The 13,876-nt window shown below is 69.6% G+C and carries 13 protein-coding genes; 9 read left to right on the plus strand and 4 right to left on the minus strand.

The window, feature by feature from the left end:
- Position 1: 1 nt before the first annotated feature.
- From ACYX7E_RS00615 to ACYX7E_RS00630, 4 genes are read right to left on the minus strand one after another with little or no spacing between them, the layout of a single operon-like run.
- Entirely contained in the window at positions 2–1,153 is a 1,152-nt protein-coding gene (locus tag ACYX7E_RS00615; RefSeq protein WP_462078598.1) for an efflux RND transporter periplasmic adaptor subunit, read from the minus strand.
- Positions 1,150–1,800: a hypothetical protein gene (locus ACYX7E_RS00620; protein WP_462078599.1), complete on the minus strand. Its 651-nt coding sequence runs from the start codon at positions 1,798–1,800 to the stop codon at positions 1,150–1,152. Before ACYX7E_RS00620 ends, ACYX7E_RS00615 begins: the two co-directional genes overlap by 4 nt.
- Entirely contained in the window at positions 1,797–3,068 is a 1,272-nt protein-coding gene (locus ACYX7E_RS00625; RefSeq protein WP_462078600.1) for a TolC family protein, read from the minus strand. The genes ACYX7E_RS00620 and ACYX7E_RS00625 overlap by 4 nt, the downstream gene beginning before the upstream one ends.
- Positions 3,065–4,624: an NAD(P)/FAD-dependent oxidoreductase gene (locus ACYX7E_RS00630; RefSeq protein WP_462078601.1), complete on the minus strand. Its 1,560-nt coding sequence runs from the start codon at positions 4,622–4,624 to the stop codon at positions 3,065–3,067. The genes ACYX7E_RS00625 and ACYX7E_RS00630 overlap by 4 nt, the downstream gene beginning before the upstream one ends.
- Positions 4,625–5,007: 383 nt before the next feature.
- Here ACYX7E_RS00630 and ACYX7E_RS00635 point away from each other — a divergent pair, with 383 nt between their 5' ends.
- The 9 genes from ACYX7E_RS00635 to ACYX7E_RS00675 all read left to right on the plus strand — a co-directional run bounded on the left by ACYX7E_RS00635 (position 5,008) and on the right by ACYX7E_RS00675 (position 13,850).
- Complete coding sequence (locus ACYX7E_RS00635; protein ID WP_462078602.1) at positions 5,008–5,583, plus strand: hypothetical protein; 576 nt, start codon at positions 5,008–5,010, stop codon at positions 5,581–5,583.
- Between the two features lie 384 nt (positions 5,584–5,967).
- Positions 5,968–6,846: a GNAT family N-acetyltransferase gene (locus ACYX7E_RS00640; protein WP_462078603.1), complete on the plus strand. Its 879-nt coding sequence runs from the start codon at positions 5,968–5,970 to the stop codon at positions 6,844–6,846.
- A gap of 162 nt (positions 6,847–7,008) precedes the next feature.
- Entirely contained in the window at positions 7,009–8,463 is a 1,455-nt protein-coding gene (locus ACYX7E_RS00645) for an aminotransferase class III-fold pyridoxal phosphate-dependent enzyme (RefSeq protein ID WP_462078604.1), read from the plus strand.
- A gap of 69 nt (positions 8,464–8,532) precedes the next feature.
- Entirely contained in the window at positions 8,533–9,027 is a 495-nt protein-coding gene (locus ACYX7E_RS00650) for an Lrp/AsnC family transcriptional regulator (RefSeq protein WP_462078605.1), read from the plus strand.
- 246 nt (positions 9,028–9,273) lie between these two features.
- Positions 9,274–9,690: a helix-turn-helix transcriptional regulator gene (locus ACYX7E_RS00655; protein ID WP_462078606.1), complete on the plus strand. Its 417-nt coding sequence runs from the start codon at positions 9,274–9,276 to the stop codon at positions 9,688–9,690.
- 55 nt (positions 9,691–9,745) lie between these two features.
- Positions 9,746–10,915, plus strand: a complete 1,170-nt coding sequence (locus ACYX7E_RS00660) for a M20 aminoacylase family protein (RefSeq protein ID WP_462078607.1) — start codon at positions 9,746–9,748, stop codon at positions 10,913–10,915.
- A gap of 118 nt (positions 10,916–11,033) precedes the next feature.
- Positions 11,034–11,411, plus strand: a complete 378-nt coding sequence (locus tag ACYX7E_RS00665; RefSeq protein ID WP_462078608.1) for a hypothetical protein — start codon at positions 11,034–11,036, stop codon at positions 11,409–11,411.
- A 64-nt stretch (positions 11,412–11,475) separates the two neighbouring features.
- Positions 11,476–12,828, plus strand: coding sequence for a TolC family protein (locus ACYX7E_RS00670; RefSeq protein WP_462078609.1), 1,353 nt, complete (start codon positions 11,476–11,478; stop codon positions 12,826–12,828).
- Positions 12,825–13,850 (plus strand): efflux RND transporter periplasmic adaptor subunit, encoded by a 1,026-nt coding sequence (locus ACYX7E_RS00675; protein WP_462078610.1) that lies wholly within the window; start codon positions 12,825–12,827, stop codon positions 13,848–13,850. The genes ACYX7E_RS00670 and ACYX7E_RS00675 overlap by 4 nt, the downstream gene beginning before the upstream one ends.
- The last annotated feature ends 26 nt before the right edge of the window (positions 13,851–13,876 follow it).

Here is a 13,876-nt window from a genome sequence, read left to right on the forward strand (position 1 = left end):
GTCAGCGGATCTGGGCGATCAAGGCGGCGCCCTGCACGACTACGCGGTTGTCTTCACCCAGTCCCTCGGTGACGACCACGCTGCGTGCGTCCAGCGTCCGCGCCTGCACCGGCTGCGGCAGGTAGCGCTCGGCCCCGGACTTGATCCACACGATGGGTTCGTTGGCGGCGTTGCGCACCAGCGCCTCGCGCGGCAGCACCACGCCCTTGCTGGTGTCGCGCATGCGCGCGACCACCGTCACCGGTTGCCCGACCACCAGCGGCAGTCCGCCTTCGGCGCCTTCACCGAGCGAGACCTTGAAGCGCAGCGGGATCAGCCCGTCGCGCAGGCTGCTGGCGGCACCGATCAGCGTCAGCGTCGCGGTGCCGGCCTCGGTCAGGCTGGCGCCTTCGATCTGCGCGGCCAGCGTTGGATCGGCGGTCGTCGCCTCGACCTGCAACTGGGTCGGGTTGATGATCTGGAACAGGATGTCGCGGGCATCGACGACCTGTCCGCTGATGACGTTGGCCTGGGCGATGACGCCGGCCACCGGCGCCAGCAGCGGCTCGCGTCCGTCGAGGCCGGCGCCGACACTGCGCGTGCCCGCGGTCAGGCTGTTGAGTTCCGCGCGCGCGGCATCGATCTCCTTGCGCGGCACGGTATCGGCCAGCGACTCCAGCCGCGCCACGCGCTGGCGCGCAAGCTCGAGGTTGCTGCGCATCTGCGCCAGCTGCGCCTGCTGGTTGGCGCGCGCATACGGGTCGGCGTTGTAGCGCACGTAGCCCAGCACCTGGCCGCGTCGCACCGACTGCCCGATCGTCGGCAGGCCATCGGGACCGGCTTCGATGCGGCCACTGCTCATCGGCTGCACCAGGCCGCCGGCGTTGGGATCGTTGACGATCCTGCCCATCAATTCGACGCTGGCCGCGGCATCGGTTTCGACCGAGAAGCGGGTGCGGATCGCCATCCGGCGCTGCGCCGACATCGGCACGTTGACGCTGCCATCGGCCAGTCGCGACAGTCCGGCGACGCCACCGGTGGCGACGGGCCCATCGAGGTGCTCGCCGTTGGGACCATGCGCACCGGGCGCGGCGTGCAGGCCGATCGAACCTGCGATCACCACGACAGCGGCACCCAGGGACACGGGAACGAGGAAGCGGGACAGACGGTTCATGCGTGCGCTCCGGCATGGCGTCGGGCCGGCTTGCGGCGACGCAGGAAGAAGAAGGCGAGCGCAGCGAGCAGCACTGCGGTCAGGGCAAGCCACCACACGCGCGACGGCGCGGCGCCGGACGGCGCATGGGCGTCGCTGACGTCCATTGCACTGGCGACGATGTCGAAATCGTCGGCGGTGGTGATCGTGAACGCGAGCGGATGCTTGCCCGGCTCGGACAGCATCGCGATCAACTTGGGATCGGCGAAGCGATAGACGCCGGTCTGCGGATCGAACGTGGCCTTGGCGACCACGCCATTGCTTTCGAGCTCGACCTCGGCGCCATCGACCGGCACGTTGGTCTCGTAGACGTTGATCATCGCGGTCAGCGCATCGTGCTCGAGGTGCGCGACCAGTTCGAACAGTTCGGTGAACGACTCCATGCGCGGGCGGCCATCGCTGGCGGCAGCCGCACCCGCGGCGGGACCGTCGAGATGTTCGCCATTGGGGCCATGCGCGCCGGGCGCGGCCTGCGCACCGCCGGCGACCAGCAGGGCGACGAGCATCGCGACGATGAGCATCGCGCCGACAGAAAACATATGGGCGACCCGGCGCGAACGGATCGACACTCCTGGCAGCGGGAACATCGGAGGAAGGACAGGCTTCATGGCAGGATTCCAATGACTTGCAGAAGACGGGCATGCGCCAGGCCGTGTTCGGCATGGCGGCGGGCGAGGTCGGCATCGGCCTCGGTCGAGTAACGGGTCGCCAGCAGCAGGTCGGCAAGATCGATCTCGCCGGCCGAGAACGCCTGCTGCATCAGCCGCGTGCGTTCGTTCAACAGGCTGGAGCGACGACGCTCGCTGTCGAGTTGCTGGTCGGCCAGGGCGATGGCGAGACGCGCGGTCTCGATGGCTTCGCGATGGCGACTGCGCGCCAGCGACAACTCGGACTGCGCGACGTCCAGCGCGGTCTGCGCCTGCGCGCGTGCCGTGGCCTTGCGCGCACCCAGGCCCAGCGGCACCGTCAACGACAGCACCAGGCTGCGTTCGGACGCGGCGCCGGGTCCGGCGGCTTCCTCCTTGGCGCCGATGCCCAGTGCCGGTGTGCCGCCCAGCGAGCGGCGCACCACGGAGACCTGCTCGCTGGCGCGTTCGACCGCGAACTCGGCCGCCGCCAACGCTGGCGTCGTACCGGCACTGGCGATCAGCGACTCGACGTCGGCATGCGCTTCGTTCTCGATCTCGCTGCCGTCGGGAAACGCCTCCAGCCCGGTCAGCACGCGCCACTGCGCATGGCTCACATGCAGCTCGCGCCGCGCATCGGCCAGCTCAGCTTCCGCGGCCAGCAGGTCGGCCTGTGCGGCCAGGGCATCGCTGCGCGCAAGCTCGCCGGCCTCGACCTTTCGGCCGACATCGTGGGCCAGCTTTTTCAGGAACTCCACGCGCGCCTCGACCAACGCAAGTTCCGCCTGCCGCGTCGCCGCATTCCATGCCGCCTCGCGGACCTGTCCGGCGATCTCCAGTCGCGCCAGTTGCAGGTTGGCCTCGGCCCAGCCGATGTCGGCACGCGCGGCACCGATCGCAGCGCGGCGCTGGCCCGGCATCCACAACGGCCACGACACGCCGACCTCGGTTTCGGTCGCGGTGCCGGCATTGGCGCCGCCATACCATTCGCCCTCGTTGCGCGAGAACGACAGCGACGGACCATCGGCTGCCAGGCTGCCCGCAACGCGACGCGCGGCCTCTGCGCGGACCGACTCGCCTTCGGCCTGGCGCGCCTGGCTCGCGCGCGTCCAGGCCGCATCGACCGCGCGCGCAAGTCCGGGGGTATCGGCGGCACTGGCCGCATGCGCCAGCGGCGCACTGCACATCATCCATGCCGCCACCAGCAATCCCAGGGCACGCGGCCCGGGACGATCAACAGCTCCACTCATGAGAAGCGGTCCTTGGTTCGATAGTAGAGGCCGACCAGTGGCAGGAACCACGGCGGACCGAAGTGACCGGGAATGGCGGGCCAGGAACGGCCACGCCACGGATTGGCATCGGCTTCGCCAGCCATCACGCGCGCCATGACCTGGCCCATGTGCACCGACATCTGCGTGCCATGCCCGCTGTAGCCGGTGCTGTACCAGAGGCCATCGCGTTCGCCGGCATGCGGCAGGCGGTCCTGGGTCATGTCGACGACGCCGCCCCAGCAGTAGTCGATCGCGACATCGTCGAGCTCGGGGAAGATCCCGAGCATGCCCTCGCGCAGGATCGGCACGCTGCGCGCATCCGACGTCAGCGACGACACACCGAAATGCGCGCGACCGCCGAGGATCAGGCGATCGTCGGGACTCAGGCGGAAGTAGTGATGGATGTTGGCGACCGTGGTGTACGTGCGCCGCTTGGCCATCAGGCGCTGCGCGCGTTCGCGACCCAACGGCGCGGTCGCGAGGATGAAACTGCCCACCGGCACCATGCGCCGACGCAGCCAGCCGAACTGGCGATAGCTGCCATGGCGGCCGGCACCGTTGGCCAGCAGCACCTGGTCGGCCTGCAGCGGCCCGCGTGCAGTGTGCAGCCGCGCGGGCCTGCCATCGACGGCACGGTCGATACGCCGGACCTCGGCATCGACGAAGATCGCGCCGCCCAACCGCTCCACTGCTGCGGCCATACCGTTGGCGAAGCGCCCCATGTGCATCTGCGCGCTTCGCTTGTAGACCAGACCACCGGCAAAACGCTCGCTGGCGATTTCTTCATGACGGACGCGTGCGGCATCCAGCAGTTCGATGTCGGTGTCGACGCCATCCTCGACCAGGCGCTCGGCACCACGCGCCAGCGCATCGTAATGCGCGGGCCGCGTCGCCAGCTTGAGCTTGCCGTTGCGGGCGAAGTCGCAGTCGATCGCCTCTTCGCGGACCACGCGCTCGACGCTGTCGACGGCATCGTCGTAGGCGCGATACCACGCACGCGCCTGCGCCACGCCGACGCGAGCGGCCAGTTCCGCGTAGTCGACCGCCAGCCCGTTGTTGACGTGGCCGCCATTGCGACCCGAGGCCTCGAACGCAATCCGCGGCCCGGCTTCGAGCACGGCGACGCGGGCACCGCGCCGGGCCAGCGCCACTGCCGCGGACAGGCCGGTGAAACCGGCACCGACGACGGCGACATCGACGCGTTCCGGCCAGGCCTCCGTCTGCGGCACGTAGTTCGCCACCGTGTCGGTCCAATACGACTGCAGTTTCATCCGGTCACCCTTGAGAGTAGGTCTATCAGGCGGCGGGCAACCGGCCCGCCCTGCGGCCATCGCGGACGGCGCGCGCATGCTCGCGCCGCGCCCCGGCCCGGCGGACGCGGGCGCGATGGAGGTCGGCCCGATTGAAGCACGCGCCCCGGCGGCCGGGACCGTGATTCGACGCGCCGCGCATGGCGCGGCTGCCGTTTTCAACGGCTGGCGCAGCATCCTCTGCCGCCATGCGCCGAGGCGACGGAGTCGCCGGGGTAACGACATCGCATCCGGGCATGCGAGGCCGTGCCCGGACGGGGCGAAAGCGCAGGCGGGCACGACGCGCGTGCTGGCGATCGACGTGGCCGTGGCAACGCAGGCGCGCCACGGGGCAACGTCGCGGGGTCCGGCACAAGCCGGATCCGGCAAGCGGAACGGATTCACGGAATCTCTCCGATCGATGGACGAACAGCGTGGTGGGCCGCCTCAGGGGCAGCCGGAACGTGTCGTCAGGCGATCGGAGGACGGAACGGCGACGTGGAGCGCTGCGGAGGCGCAGACACCCAGGCACTCGACGGCAACATCACCGCGAAGCCGAACGCTTCGGGGAGGCCGTAGGCGATCAGAAGGCCGGCAGAACAGCCGACGTCGGCCTGGTGCAGCAGGCCATGGCTGCCGCGGGTATGGTCGGCATCGTCATCGCCGTGATCGTGGGCATCGCCGTGGCCGTGATCGCCGTGATCGGCATGACGCGCATCGCCCGCGCCATCGGCAAGCGCGTCGGAATCATGACGGTCGCCGCCATGCCCATGTTGATGATGATCGCCGTGGTCATGCGTGGCGTCGTTCGCGCCTGCCAGCGGCGCGTCGGCATGCGCGTGACCGACATCGGCGTGATGCACGTCAGCGGCATGCGTGCCACTGGCATGCGCAACGGCATGCCCCTGTTGCGCGGCAGCGTGCGAATGTCCGTGCCCGCCGCCCGCCATGCCCGCGGCGTGCTCCATCGCATGCAGCTCGCCGGCCAGTCCCAGTGCCGGCCGCACGACGATGCCCAGCACCAGCAGCATCAGCATGCCGGCTCGGAGCGCGAACGTCGCGGTGGCGGAGGACACAGTCACGGCATGGGCCTTGTGTGGATTCCAGTGTGGTCGCTTCGGGCGATGCGCTTGTCCGGCCCTGTCATGCCGGCACTGCGATCACCGCATCCGATGCGGCGGTGGTGCCAACCAATTGAAGCATGATCCCCTCGCAATGCAAGCCCCGTTCGCACACGTCGCGCGGCATGCGCATGCTCTTTTGGCAGGCGTCGACAGCAGGGTCTGCGCCGACACCACCTGCCATGGCATGCGTCCGCCCGCTGTCGACCGCGCATTGGCCGGCGCAGCGACGCCCGCCGCCGCAGGGTCGCCCGCGCCAGGCGGATGTCGGCCGGCCGGCAGCCCACCGACACGGGATTTGTGTCGATTGCGGACGCCATCACACGCAGCAAATGTCGATCGCGCGCCCTCGGGCGGTGGAACCTGCCGCTTTTCGGGATCCTCGGTGCCGCAGCAAGATTGTCCTATAGGCTTGCCGCAACGAATGCGATTGTCCGCATGCATGCCCGTCTGTTCGGAAAGGCAAGAATGAGTACACACAGCCGGTTACCGGCCAACGCCGAGGATGGCGTCCACTACCGCCCGATGGAAGCGCGCGACCTCGACCAGGCCTGGGGCCTGTCGCTGGATCAGCATTGGCCGCACCGGCCGGTCGATTGGGAGAACGCGCTCGCCCTCGGCGAGGGCATCGTCGCCGAATGCGATGGACAGGTGGTCGGCAGCGCACTGCGCTGGCGCTGGGACGCGACCCACGCGACCGTCGGCCTGATCATCGTCTCCGAACACATGCGCGGCCGCCGGGTCGGCAGCGCGCTGACCTCGCAGCTGCTCGACGACCTCGACGGCTACACGGTGTCGCTGCATGCAACCGAAGAAGGGCGCGGCCTGTACGAGCGCCTCGGCTTCGTGCGCACCGGCGAGATCCGCCAGCACCAGGGCATCGCCAGTCCCGCGCCCCTGATCGCGCTCGGCGATGGCTGGCGCCTGCGCCCCTACGACCGCAGCGACGACGAGGCCCTGTTCGCCTTCGATACGCGGGCCCGTGGCTGGTCGCGGCCAAGCCTGCTGCGGATGTGCCTGGACACCGCCGAGTCGGTGATGGTGCTCGACCATGGCGGCGAACTCAGCGGTTACGCGGTGCTGCGGCGCTTCGGCCGCGGCCTCGTCATCGGGCCGGTCATCGCCTCCGATGCCACCGGCGCCAAGGCCCTGATCGGACATTTCGCAAGCCTCGCCGCAGGCCGCTTCGTCCGCATCGATCTCGAATTTTCGTCGGGCCTCGTCGCCTGGGTCGAAGCGCTGCAGTTGCAGCGCGTCGGCACCGTCACCGCGATGGCGCGCGGCCCCGTGGCCGCCAAAGACGGTGGCGCACACCTGTTTGCCCTGGCCACACAGGCCTTGGGGTAGTGCCGTGCAGGGTCCGGGGCCTGGCCCCGCTCCCTGCACGGCATGTTGTTCCAAGCGGTTGCGGAACAACGGCAGGAGCGCCTTCGCAGGCGCATGGGCACGGCATCTACCGCCACGCCGGTGGACATAACCTTTGATCACCCCCGACAAGGTTCCACCGCCATGCAGCATGCGACGTCAGCCCTCTCGGGCGCCCACGCGCCGGACGCCGAAACAGCCAGCGCCACCGCACACGATGCGGCCGAGCCGTCGCTGCGCGAGCTCGACCGCCAGCACCTGATCCATCCGGTGTCGGCATGGCGGGCGCACGAGCAGCGCGGCGTCACCGTGCTCGAGTCCGGCGAAGGCTGCACGCTGCGCGACAGCGATGGCAACGAACTGCTCGATGCATTCGCCGGTCTGTGGTGCGTCAACGTCGGCTATGGCCAGCGCAGCGTGGTCGAGGCCGCGACCCGCCAGATGCACAAGCTGCCGTACGCCACCGGCTACTTCTCGTTCGGCAGCGAGCCCACGATCCGGCTCGCCGACAAACTGGTCGAGATCTCGCCGCCGTCGCTGCGCCACGTCTATTTCAGCGGCGGCGGATCCGAAGCCGTCGACGCCGCGTTCCGGTTGATCGTGCAGTACTGGAACAATGTCGGCCGCCCGACCAAGAAGCACTTCATCTCGCTCGAACGCGGCTACCACGGCTCCTCGTCCACCGGCGCCGGCCTGACCGCGCTGCCGGCGTTCCACCGCGGCTTCGACCTGCCGTTGAAGACCCAGCACTACCTGCCCGCCCCCAACCCCTATCGCAGCGGCGATGGCCATCCGCAGGCGGTCATCGACGCCTCGGTGCAGTCGCTGCGCGACAAGGTCGCCGAACTCGGCGCCGACCAGGTGGCGGCCTTCTTCTGCGAACCGATCCTCGGCTCGGGCGGCGTCATCATCCCGCCACGCGGGTGGCTGAAGGCGATGCGCGACGCCGCGCGCGAACTCGACATCCTGTTCGTCGTCGATGAGGTCATCACCGGCTTCGGCCGCACCGGTCCGATGTTCGCCTGCGATCACGAGGGTGTGGATCCCGACCTGATGACGCTGGCCAAGGGCCTGACCTCGGGCTACATCCCGATGGGCGCGACGCTGCTGTCGGAGAAGGTCTATTCAGGCATTGCCGACGGTGCCCCCAGTGGCGCCCTGATCGGCCATGGTGCGACCTACTCCGGCCACCCGGTCGCCGCCGCAGTGGCCCTCGAAGTCATCCGGATCTACCAGGAAGGCGGCATGCTTCAGCATGCGCAATCGGTCGCCAGCCGCTTCGGCCAGGCACTGGACAGCGTCGCCGCACATCCGCTGGTCGGCGACGTGCGCTACCTCGGCCTGCTCGGCGCGGTCGAGCTGGTCAGCGACAAGGCCAGCAAGCGCGGCTTCGATCCCGCGCTGGGCCTTGCCGACAAGATCAGCCGCATCGCCTACGCCAACAAGCTGGTAATCCGTTCGTTCAACGACCAGATCCTCGGCTTTGCGCCGGCGCTGTGCATCACCCTCGACGAATGTGACATGCTGGGCGAACGCCTGCGCCGCACACTGGACGAAGTGCTCGCACTCGATGAGGTCAAGGCAGCGCTCGCAGATTGATGCGAAACCTGTTGACCAGTTTTTTCTGCTTCAACAGAATCGGAACGACCCAGTCCACAGGCGACCACCGTGACCACTTCGTTCAAGCTTGACCGTATCGACCTGCGGATCCTGAGCCACCTGCAGAAGAACGGGCGGATCACCAACGTCGAGCTGTCGAACGCCGTCAGCCTGTCGCCGAGCCCGTGCCTGGTGCGCGTCAAGCGGCTGGAACAGGCCGGCTACATCACCAGCTATTCGGCGCAGATCGACCTGGCCAAGCTGGGCGATACCCTGACGGTGTTCACCGAGGTCACGCTGTCGGACCACCATATCGACGACTTCAGCCGCTTCGAGAAGGCGATCCGCCAGGTCGACGAAGTGATCGAGTGCCACCTGGTCAGCGGCGGCTACGACTACCTGCTGAAGTTCATGGTGCGCGGCGTCAACCATTACCAGACGCTGATCGAGGGACTGCTCGAGCGCAACATCGGCATCGAGAAGTACTTCAGCTTCATCGTCATCAAGTCGCCCTTCATCAAGGCGCACCTGCCGATCGAGAAGCTGTTCACGCCCAACCTGTGATGGCGCAACGCGCGGCCGACCAAGCCCGGCATCGGCCTCTCCCTGGCTGCGCGCGCCGCACCCGGCCATGCGCCGCAACCGGCAACGCCAGCGACCGCCACCGCCCCGGCATCTGCCCCGCCGCGCCCACCGTCTGACCTGCCCGGCAGGATCATCTGCCGACCGGCCGCCGACAACGCCATGATCTACCGCCGGGGCCGGCGCCGACAGCATCGCGCGCGACGCGCTTGCGCTTACGCTCAGGTCATGGAGACCGTCCACCCCGACGAACACCGCAGTACCCTCGCGCTGAACCGCGCGCTGGACTATGCCCGTTCGCACCTTGGGGAACGCATCACCCTGCAGATGCTGGCCGACCTGGCCGGCCTCAGCATGTGGCGGTTCGCGATCGTGTTCCGCCAGCAGATGGGCGTGCCTCCGCACCGCTACATCAGCCAGTTGCGCATCGACCACGCCTGCGAACTGCTGCGCCAGGGCATGTCCGCGGCCGACGCCGCCGACGCCTGCGGCTTCTACGACCAGAGCCATTTCTCGCGCCACTTCAAGCAGGCCTGCGGCATGACCCCGGGCCAGTATGCTGCCCGTCAGGCGGGCGGCCTGCCTGTGGGACTGGCGACCGGCCAGCGCCCGCTCGCCGACACCAGCCACGCGCCACCGCCCTGACCTGCACCGCCGCGCCTGCGCCCAGCCTTTCCCCACCCGACCGCGACCACCCACCGTGACCGACCCGTTTGCCGACCTGCTGCCGGACCTGCGCGACCTGCGCAGGGACCTGCATGCGCACCCCGAACTCGGCTTTGCCGAACACCGCACCGCGGCACTGGTCGCCGATGCGATGCGCGCGCTCGGCCTCGAGGTCGCTACCGGCATCGGCGGCACCGGCGTGGTCGCGACGCTGCGCAATGGCGACGGCCCGCGCAGCATCGGCCTGCGCGCGGACATGGATGCACTGCCGATCGTCGAACGCAGTGGGCTGCCACATGCCAGCGTGAACCCCGGCGTGCACCACGGTTGCGGGCACGACGGCCATACCGCGATGCTGATCGGCGCGGCGCGCCAGTTGACCCGCAGCCGTCGCTTCGATGGCAGCGTGCATTTCATCTTCCAGCCCGCCGAGGAAGGCCAGGGCGGTGCCGACGCGATGATCCGCGACGGCCTGTTCGCGCGCTTTCCCTGCGATGCGGTCTACGCCGTGCACAACTGGCCCGGGCTGCCGCTGGGCACACTGCAGAGCCGGCCCGGGCCGATCATGGCCGCCGCCGACCGCTTCGAGATCACCGTGGCCGGTCGCGGCGGGCATGCCGCCATGCCGCACAGCACGCCCGATGCGATCCTCGCCGCCAGCCAGCTGGTGCTGCAGCTCAACACGATCATCTCGCGCAACATCGATCCGGTGAAATCGGCCGTGCTGTCGGTGACCAGGATCGAAGGCGGACATGCGCACAACGTCCTGCCCGACCGCGTCACCGTCGTCGGCACCGTGCGCAGCTTCGATCCCGAGGTGCAGGACCGCATCGAGGCCTCGCTGCGGGCGATGGCCGAAGGCATCGGCCTGTCAACCGGCACGCAAGTGGCCGTCGATTACCTGCGCTACTACCCGGCGACGATCAACAGCGGCCAGGAAGTCACGATCGCCCTCGCGGCGGCCGCCGATGCCGGACTCGATGCGCGCGTCGCGCCCGATCCCGCGTTCACGTCGGAGGACTTCGCGTTCATGCTGCAGCAGCGCCCCGGCGCCTATCTGTGGCTGGGTCAGGGCCGCGCGGACCCCGGGCCCGACGGCGAGCGCCCGTTGCACCATCCCTGCTATGACTTCAACGACGACGCGCTGCCGCTGGGCGTCGGCCTGTTCACCGCGCTCGTCGAACGTGTGCTGGCGGCCCAATGAGCAGGCTGCGGTGACGATGCACGCGATGCATGCGTCCCGTCGCCCCGCATCGCGTGGCCGGCCGGCGCGCACGCTTTGGAATTGTGTAACGCGCGCCACAGGCGCTAGCCTGCGCGCCATGTCTGCCGCCCGCCCGTCCTCGCTGTCATTGGCCCGCCTCGCGCTGCTGGGCCTGATGCTGCTGGGCTTCATCGCCGCGCCGGTGCTGACGCTGGCCGGACAGACGCATGCGATCGTGCACGGCGAAGCCCTGGCCCACGCGCATGACACCGGCAGCGCCGGGAATGCGGGCGACCAGGACGACGCCGGCGATGCCGGCACCCTGCTGCATGCCGCGATGCATGCCAGTGCCTGCTGCGGCCACACCTCGGCGATCGTACCGGCGCTGATGCTGGCGACGCTGCTGCCGATGACGGCCACGCCGGGCATCGACCACGATGCCGGCGTTGCACCCTCCGCACCGGAAGACCTCTTCAGGCCTCCGATCGCCGCCTGACCCGATCCGGCACGCACGCGTTGCGGCGGCCGATTCCCGTCACGTTTCCGATTGGAGATTCCCCATGTTGTTGCGAGTCGCGGCGTTTGCCGCACTTGCGATTGCGCCATGCCTGACGGCATCGGCGCAGTCGCCCACAGGCGTTCGCGCCGATGACACTGCTGTTGTACCCACTCTGGACGACGCGTCCCGCCGCGTGTCCGAACTGACCCTCGACGACGCCTTCCAACGCGTCTCCGACAGCCATCCCGACCTGCGCCTGTTCAATGGCCAGCGCCGCGTGCTCGACGCCGAGCAGGCCGAAGCCAGCCTGCGCCCGGAGCGCGTGATCGGTGCCGAAATCGAAGGGCTGGTCCTCAACGATTCCGCACAGCGCACGCGTGCGATCGAGGCCACGCTGACGCTGGCCTCGGTCTACGAGCGCGGCGGCAAGCTCGATGCGCGCCGTGCCCTGGTGCAGCGTCGCATCGATGCGCTGTCGCTGGACCGCGAGCGCGCCCGCGTCGACCTGCTGGCCGAGACCGCGCGCCGCTACCTGGCGCTGGTGTTCGCGCGCCAGCAGTCGACGATCGCGACCCGCGAGATCGGGCAACGCCAGCGCATGGTCGCTGCGGCCCGCCAGCGCTTCCAGGCAGGCGCCTCGCCGGAATCGGTGATCCTGTCGGCGCAGGCCTCGCTGGCACAGGCCGAACTGCAGGCTGCGCGCGCGGCCCAGCAGTTCGACAGCGCGCGACGCAGCCTGGCCGTGTTGTGGGGCGACGTCGAACCCGCGTTCCAGATCCCGGCGACCGATCCCTTGCAGTTGCCGCGCATCGAGGCCTTCTCGGCGCTGCGTGCGGGCCTGGAACGCACCCCCGAACTGCTGCAGTTCAACGACCGCCAGCGCATCGCCGAGTCTCGCCTGCAGCTTGCACGCACGCAGGCCACGCCCGATGTCTCCTGGCAGGTCGGTGCGCGCTATGGCCGCGAGAACGGCGACGTGTCGCTGCTGGGCGGCTTCTCGGTCCCGCTGGGACAGCGCGCGCGCGCGCAGCCCGGCATCCAGGCCGCGCAGGCGGAGATGGACATGCTGTCGCTGGAACGCGAGTCTGGCGCGCTGTCGCTGCTGGCCACGCTGGCCGACGCACATGGCCGCTACCTGGTCGCGCAGGACGAAGTGCAGCGCCTGCAGCGCGACGTGCTGCCGCGGCTGGCGCGCGCCGAGACCGCCACCGAGCGCGCCTGGCGCGCCGGTGCGGTCAGCTATCTCGAATGGTGGCAACTGCAGGACGAACGCACCGCCGCACTGCGCCAGCAGCTCGATGCCGCACTGGAAGCCCAGACCGCGCTGATCGAGATCCAGCGCCTGACCGGCCACACCCTGATCGTCGGCCCCGCGGCCGATGCCTCCGAACCGCTCGATGGAGCCACCCCATGACCCCTGCCCTGATACGCGCCGTGCTGCTGGCCGCGAGCGTCGCCTTCGCCCTGGCCGCCTGCGGTGACAAGACCGCAAGCGACAACGCCGCACCCGCCGGCACTGCCGCGCCCGTGGACGACCACGACCATGCCGAGGGCGAGGACCACGACGCGCCTGCCGACACCCATGACGGCAAGGCCGCCGAGGCCGAAGAGGACCACGGCGAAAGCACCACCATCCCCGCCGGCATCGCGCAGCAGGCAGGCATCGTGTCCGCCGCCGTCGGCGCCGGCTCCATCGCCGACCAGCACGAAGTGCAGGGCCTGCTGACCACGCTGGAGAACGGCAACGCGCGCGTGACCGTGCGCTTCCCGGGCCTGGTGCGCCACCTGCATGTCAACGTCGGCGACCAGGTCCGCGCCGGCCAGGCGCTGGCGACGATCGAAAGCAACCTCAGCCTGTCCACCTACTCCGTGTCGGCCCCGATCGCCGGCACCGTGCTCGCGCGCGACGCCTCGGTCGGGCAATCGATCAGCGAAGGCGCGGCGCTGTACGAGATCGCCGACCTGTCGCGGCTGTGGGTGGACCTGCATGTGTTCGGCCGCGATGCCGAGCACCTCGCGCCCGGCTCGCCGGTGACGATCCGCCGCCTCGGCGACGGCACGATGGCCGAGACGAAGATCGACCGCATCCTGCCCGGCACCGCGACCGCCAGCCAGAGCACCGTCGCCCGCGCCACACTCGACAACAGCGACGGCCAGTGGCGCCCGGGTTCGGCGGTCCGCGCGATGGTGACGGTGTCGCTGGACGAGGTCGGCCTGATGGTGCCGCTGACCGCATTGCAGGAAGACGAAGGCAAGGACGTGGTCTACGTGCGCGAAGGCGATGTCTACAGCGCACGCAAGGTCGCGCTCGGCCGTCGCGATGCGCGCAAGGTCGAAGTGCTGTCCGGTCTCAAGGCCGGCGAGTTGGTCGTCGTCGAGCAGAGCTACACGGTCAAGGCCGACATCGCCAAGTCGGGGGCCACGCATGAACACTGACGCCCGAGCCATCGACCTGCGTGCCG

It is taken from the genome of Luteimonas sp. RIT-PG2_3 (genome assembly GCF_054902115.1).

What these genes read in the sequence shown, in the direction of transcription:
- ACYX7E_RS00615 (WP_462078598.1), bottom strand. Translation starts at nt 1,153, where the DNA reads ATGAACCGTCTGTCCCGCTTCCTCGTTCCCGTGTCCCTGGGTGCCGCT.
- ACYX7E_RS00620 (WP_462078599.1), bottom strand. Translation starts at nt 1,800, where the DNA reads ATGAAGCCTGTCCTTCCTCCGATGTTCCCGCTGCCAGGAGTGTCGATC.
- ACYX7E_RS00625 (WP_462078600.1), bottom strand. Translation starts at nt 3,068, where the DNA reads ATGAGTGGAGCTGTTGATCGTCCCGGGCCGCGTGCCCTGGGATTGCTG.
- ACYX7E_RS00630 (WP_462078601.1), bottom strand. Translation starts at nt 4,624, where the DNA reads ATGTCGTTACCCCGGCGACTCCGTCGCCTCGGCGCATGGCGGCAGAGG.
- ACYX7E_RS00635 (WP_462078602.1), top strand. Translation starts at nt 5,008, where the DNA reads ATGGCTGCCGCGGGTATGGTCGGCATCGTCATCGCCGTGATCGTGGGC.
- ACYX7E_RS00640 (WP_462078603.1), top strand. Translation starts at nt 5,968, where the DNA reads ATGAGTACACACAGCCGGTTACCGGCCAACGCCGAGGATGGCGTCCAC.
- ACYX7E_RS00645 (WP_462078604.1), top strand. Translation starts at nt 7,009, where the DNA reads ATGCAGCATGCGACGTCAGCCCTCTCGGGCGCCCACGCGCCGGACGCC.
- ACYX7E_RS00655 (WP_462078606.1), top strand. Translation starts at nt 9,274, where the DNA reads ATGGAGACCGTCCACCCCGACGAACACCGCAGTACCCTCGCGCTGAAC.
- ACYX7E_RS00665 (WP_462078608.1), top strand. Translation starts at nt 11,034, where the DNA reads ATGTCTGCCGCCCGCCCGTCCTCGCTGTCATTGGCCCGCCTCGCGCTG.
- ACYX7E_RS00670 (WP_462078609.1), top strand. Translation starts at nt 11,476, where the DNA reads ATGTTGTTGCGAGTCGCGGCGTTTGCCGCACTTGCGATTGCGCCATGC.
- ACYX7E_RS00675 (WP_462078610.1), top strand. Translation starts at nt 12,825, where the DNA reads ATGACCCCTGCCCTGATACGCGCCGTGCTGCTGGCCGCGAGCGTCGCC.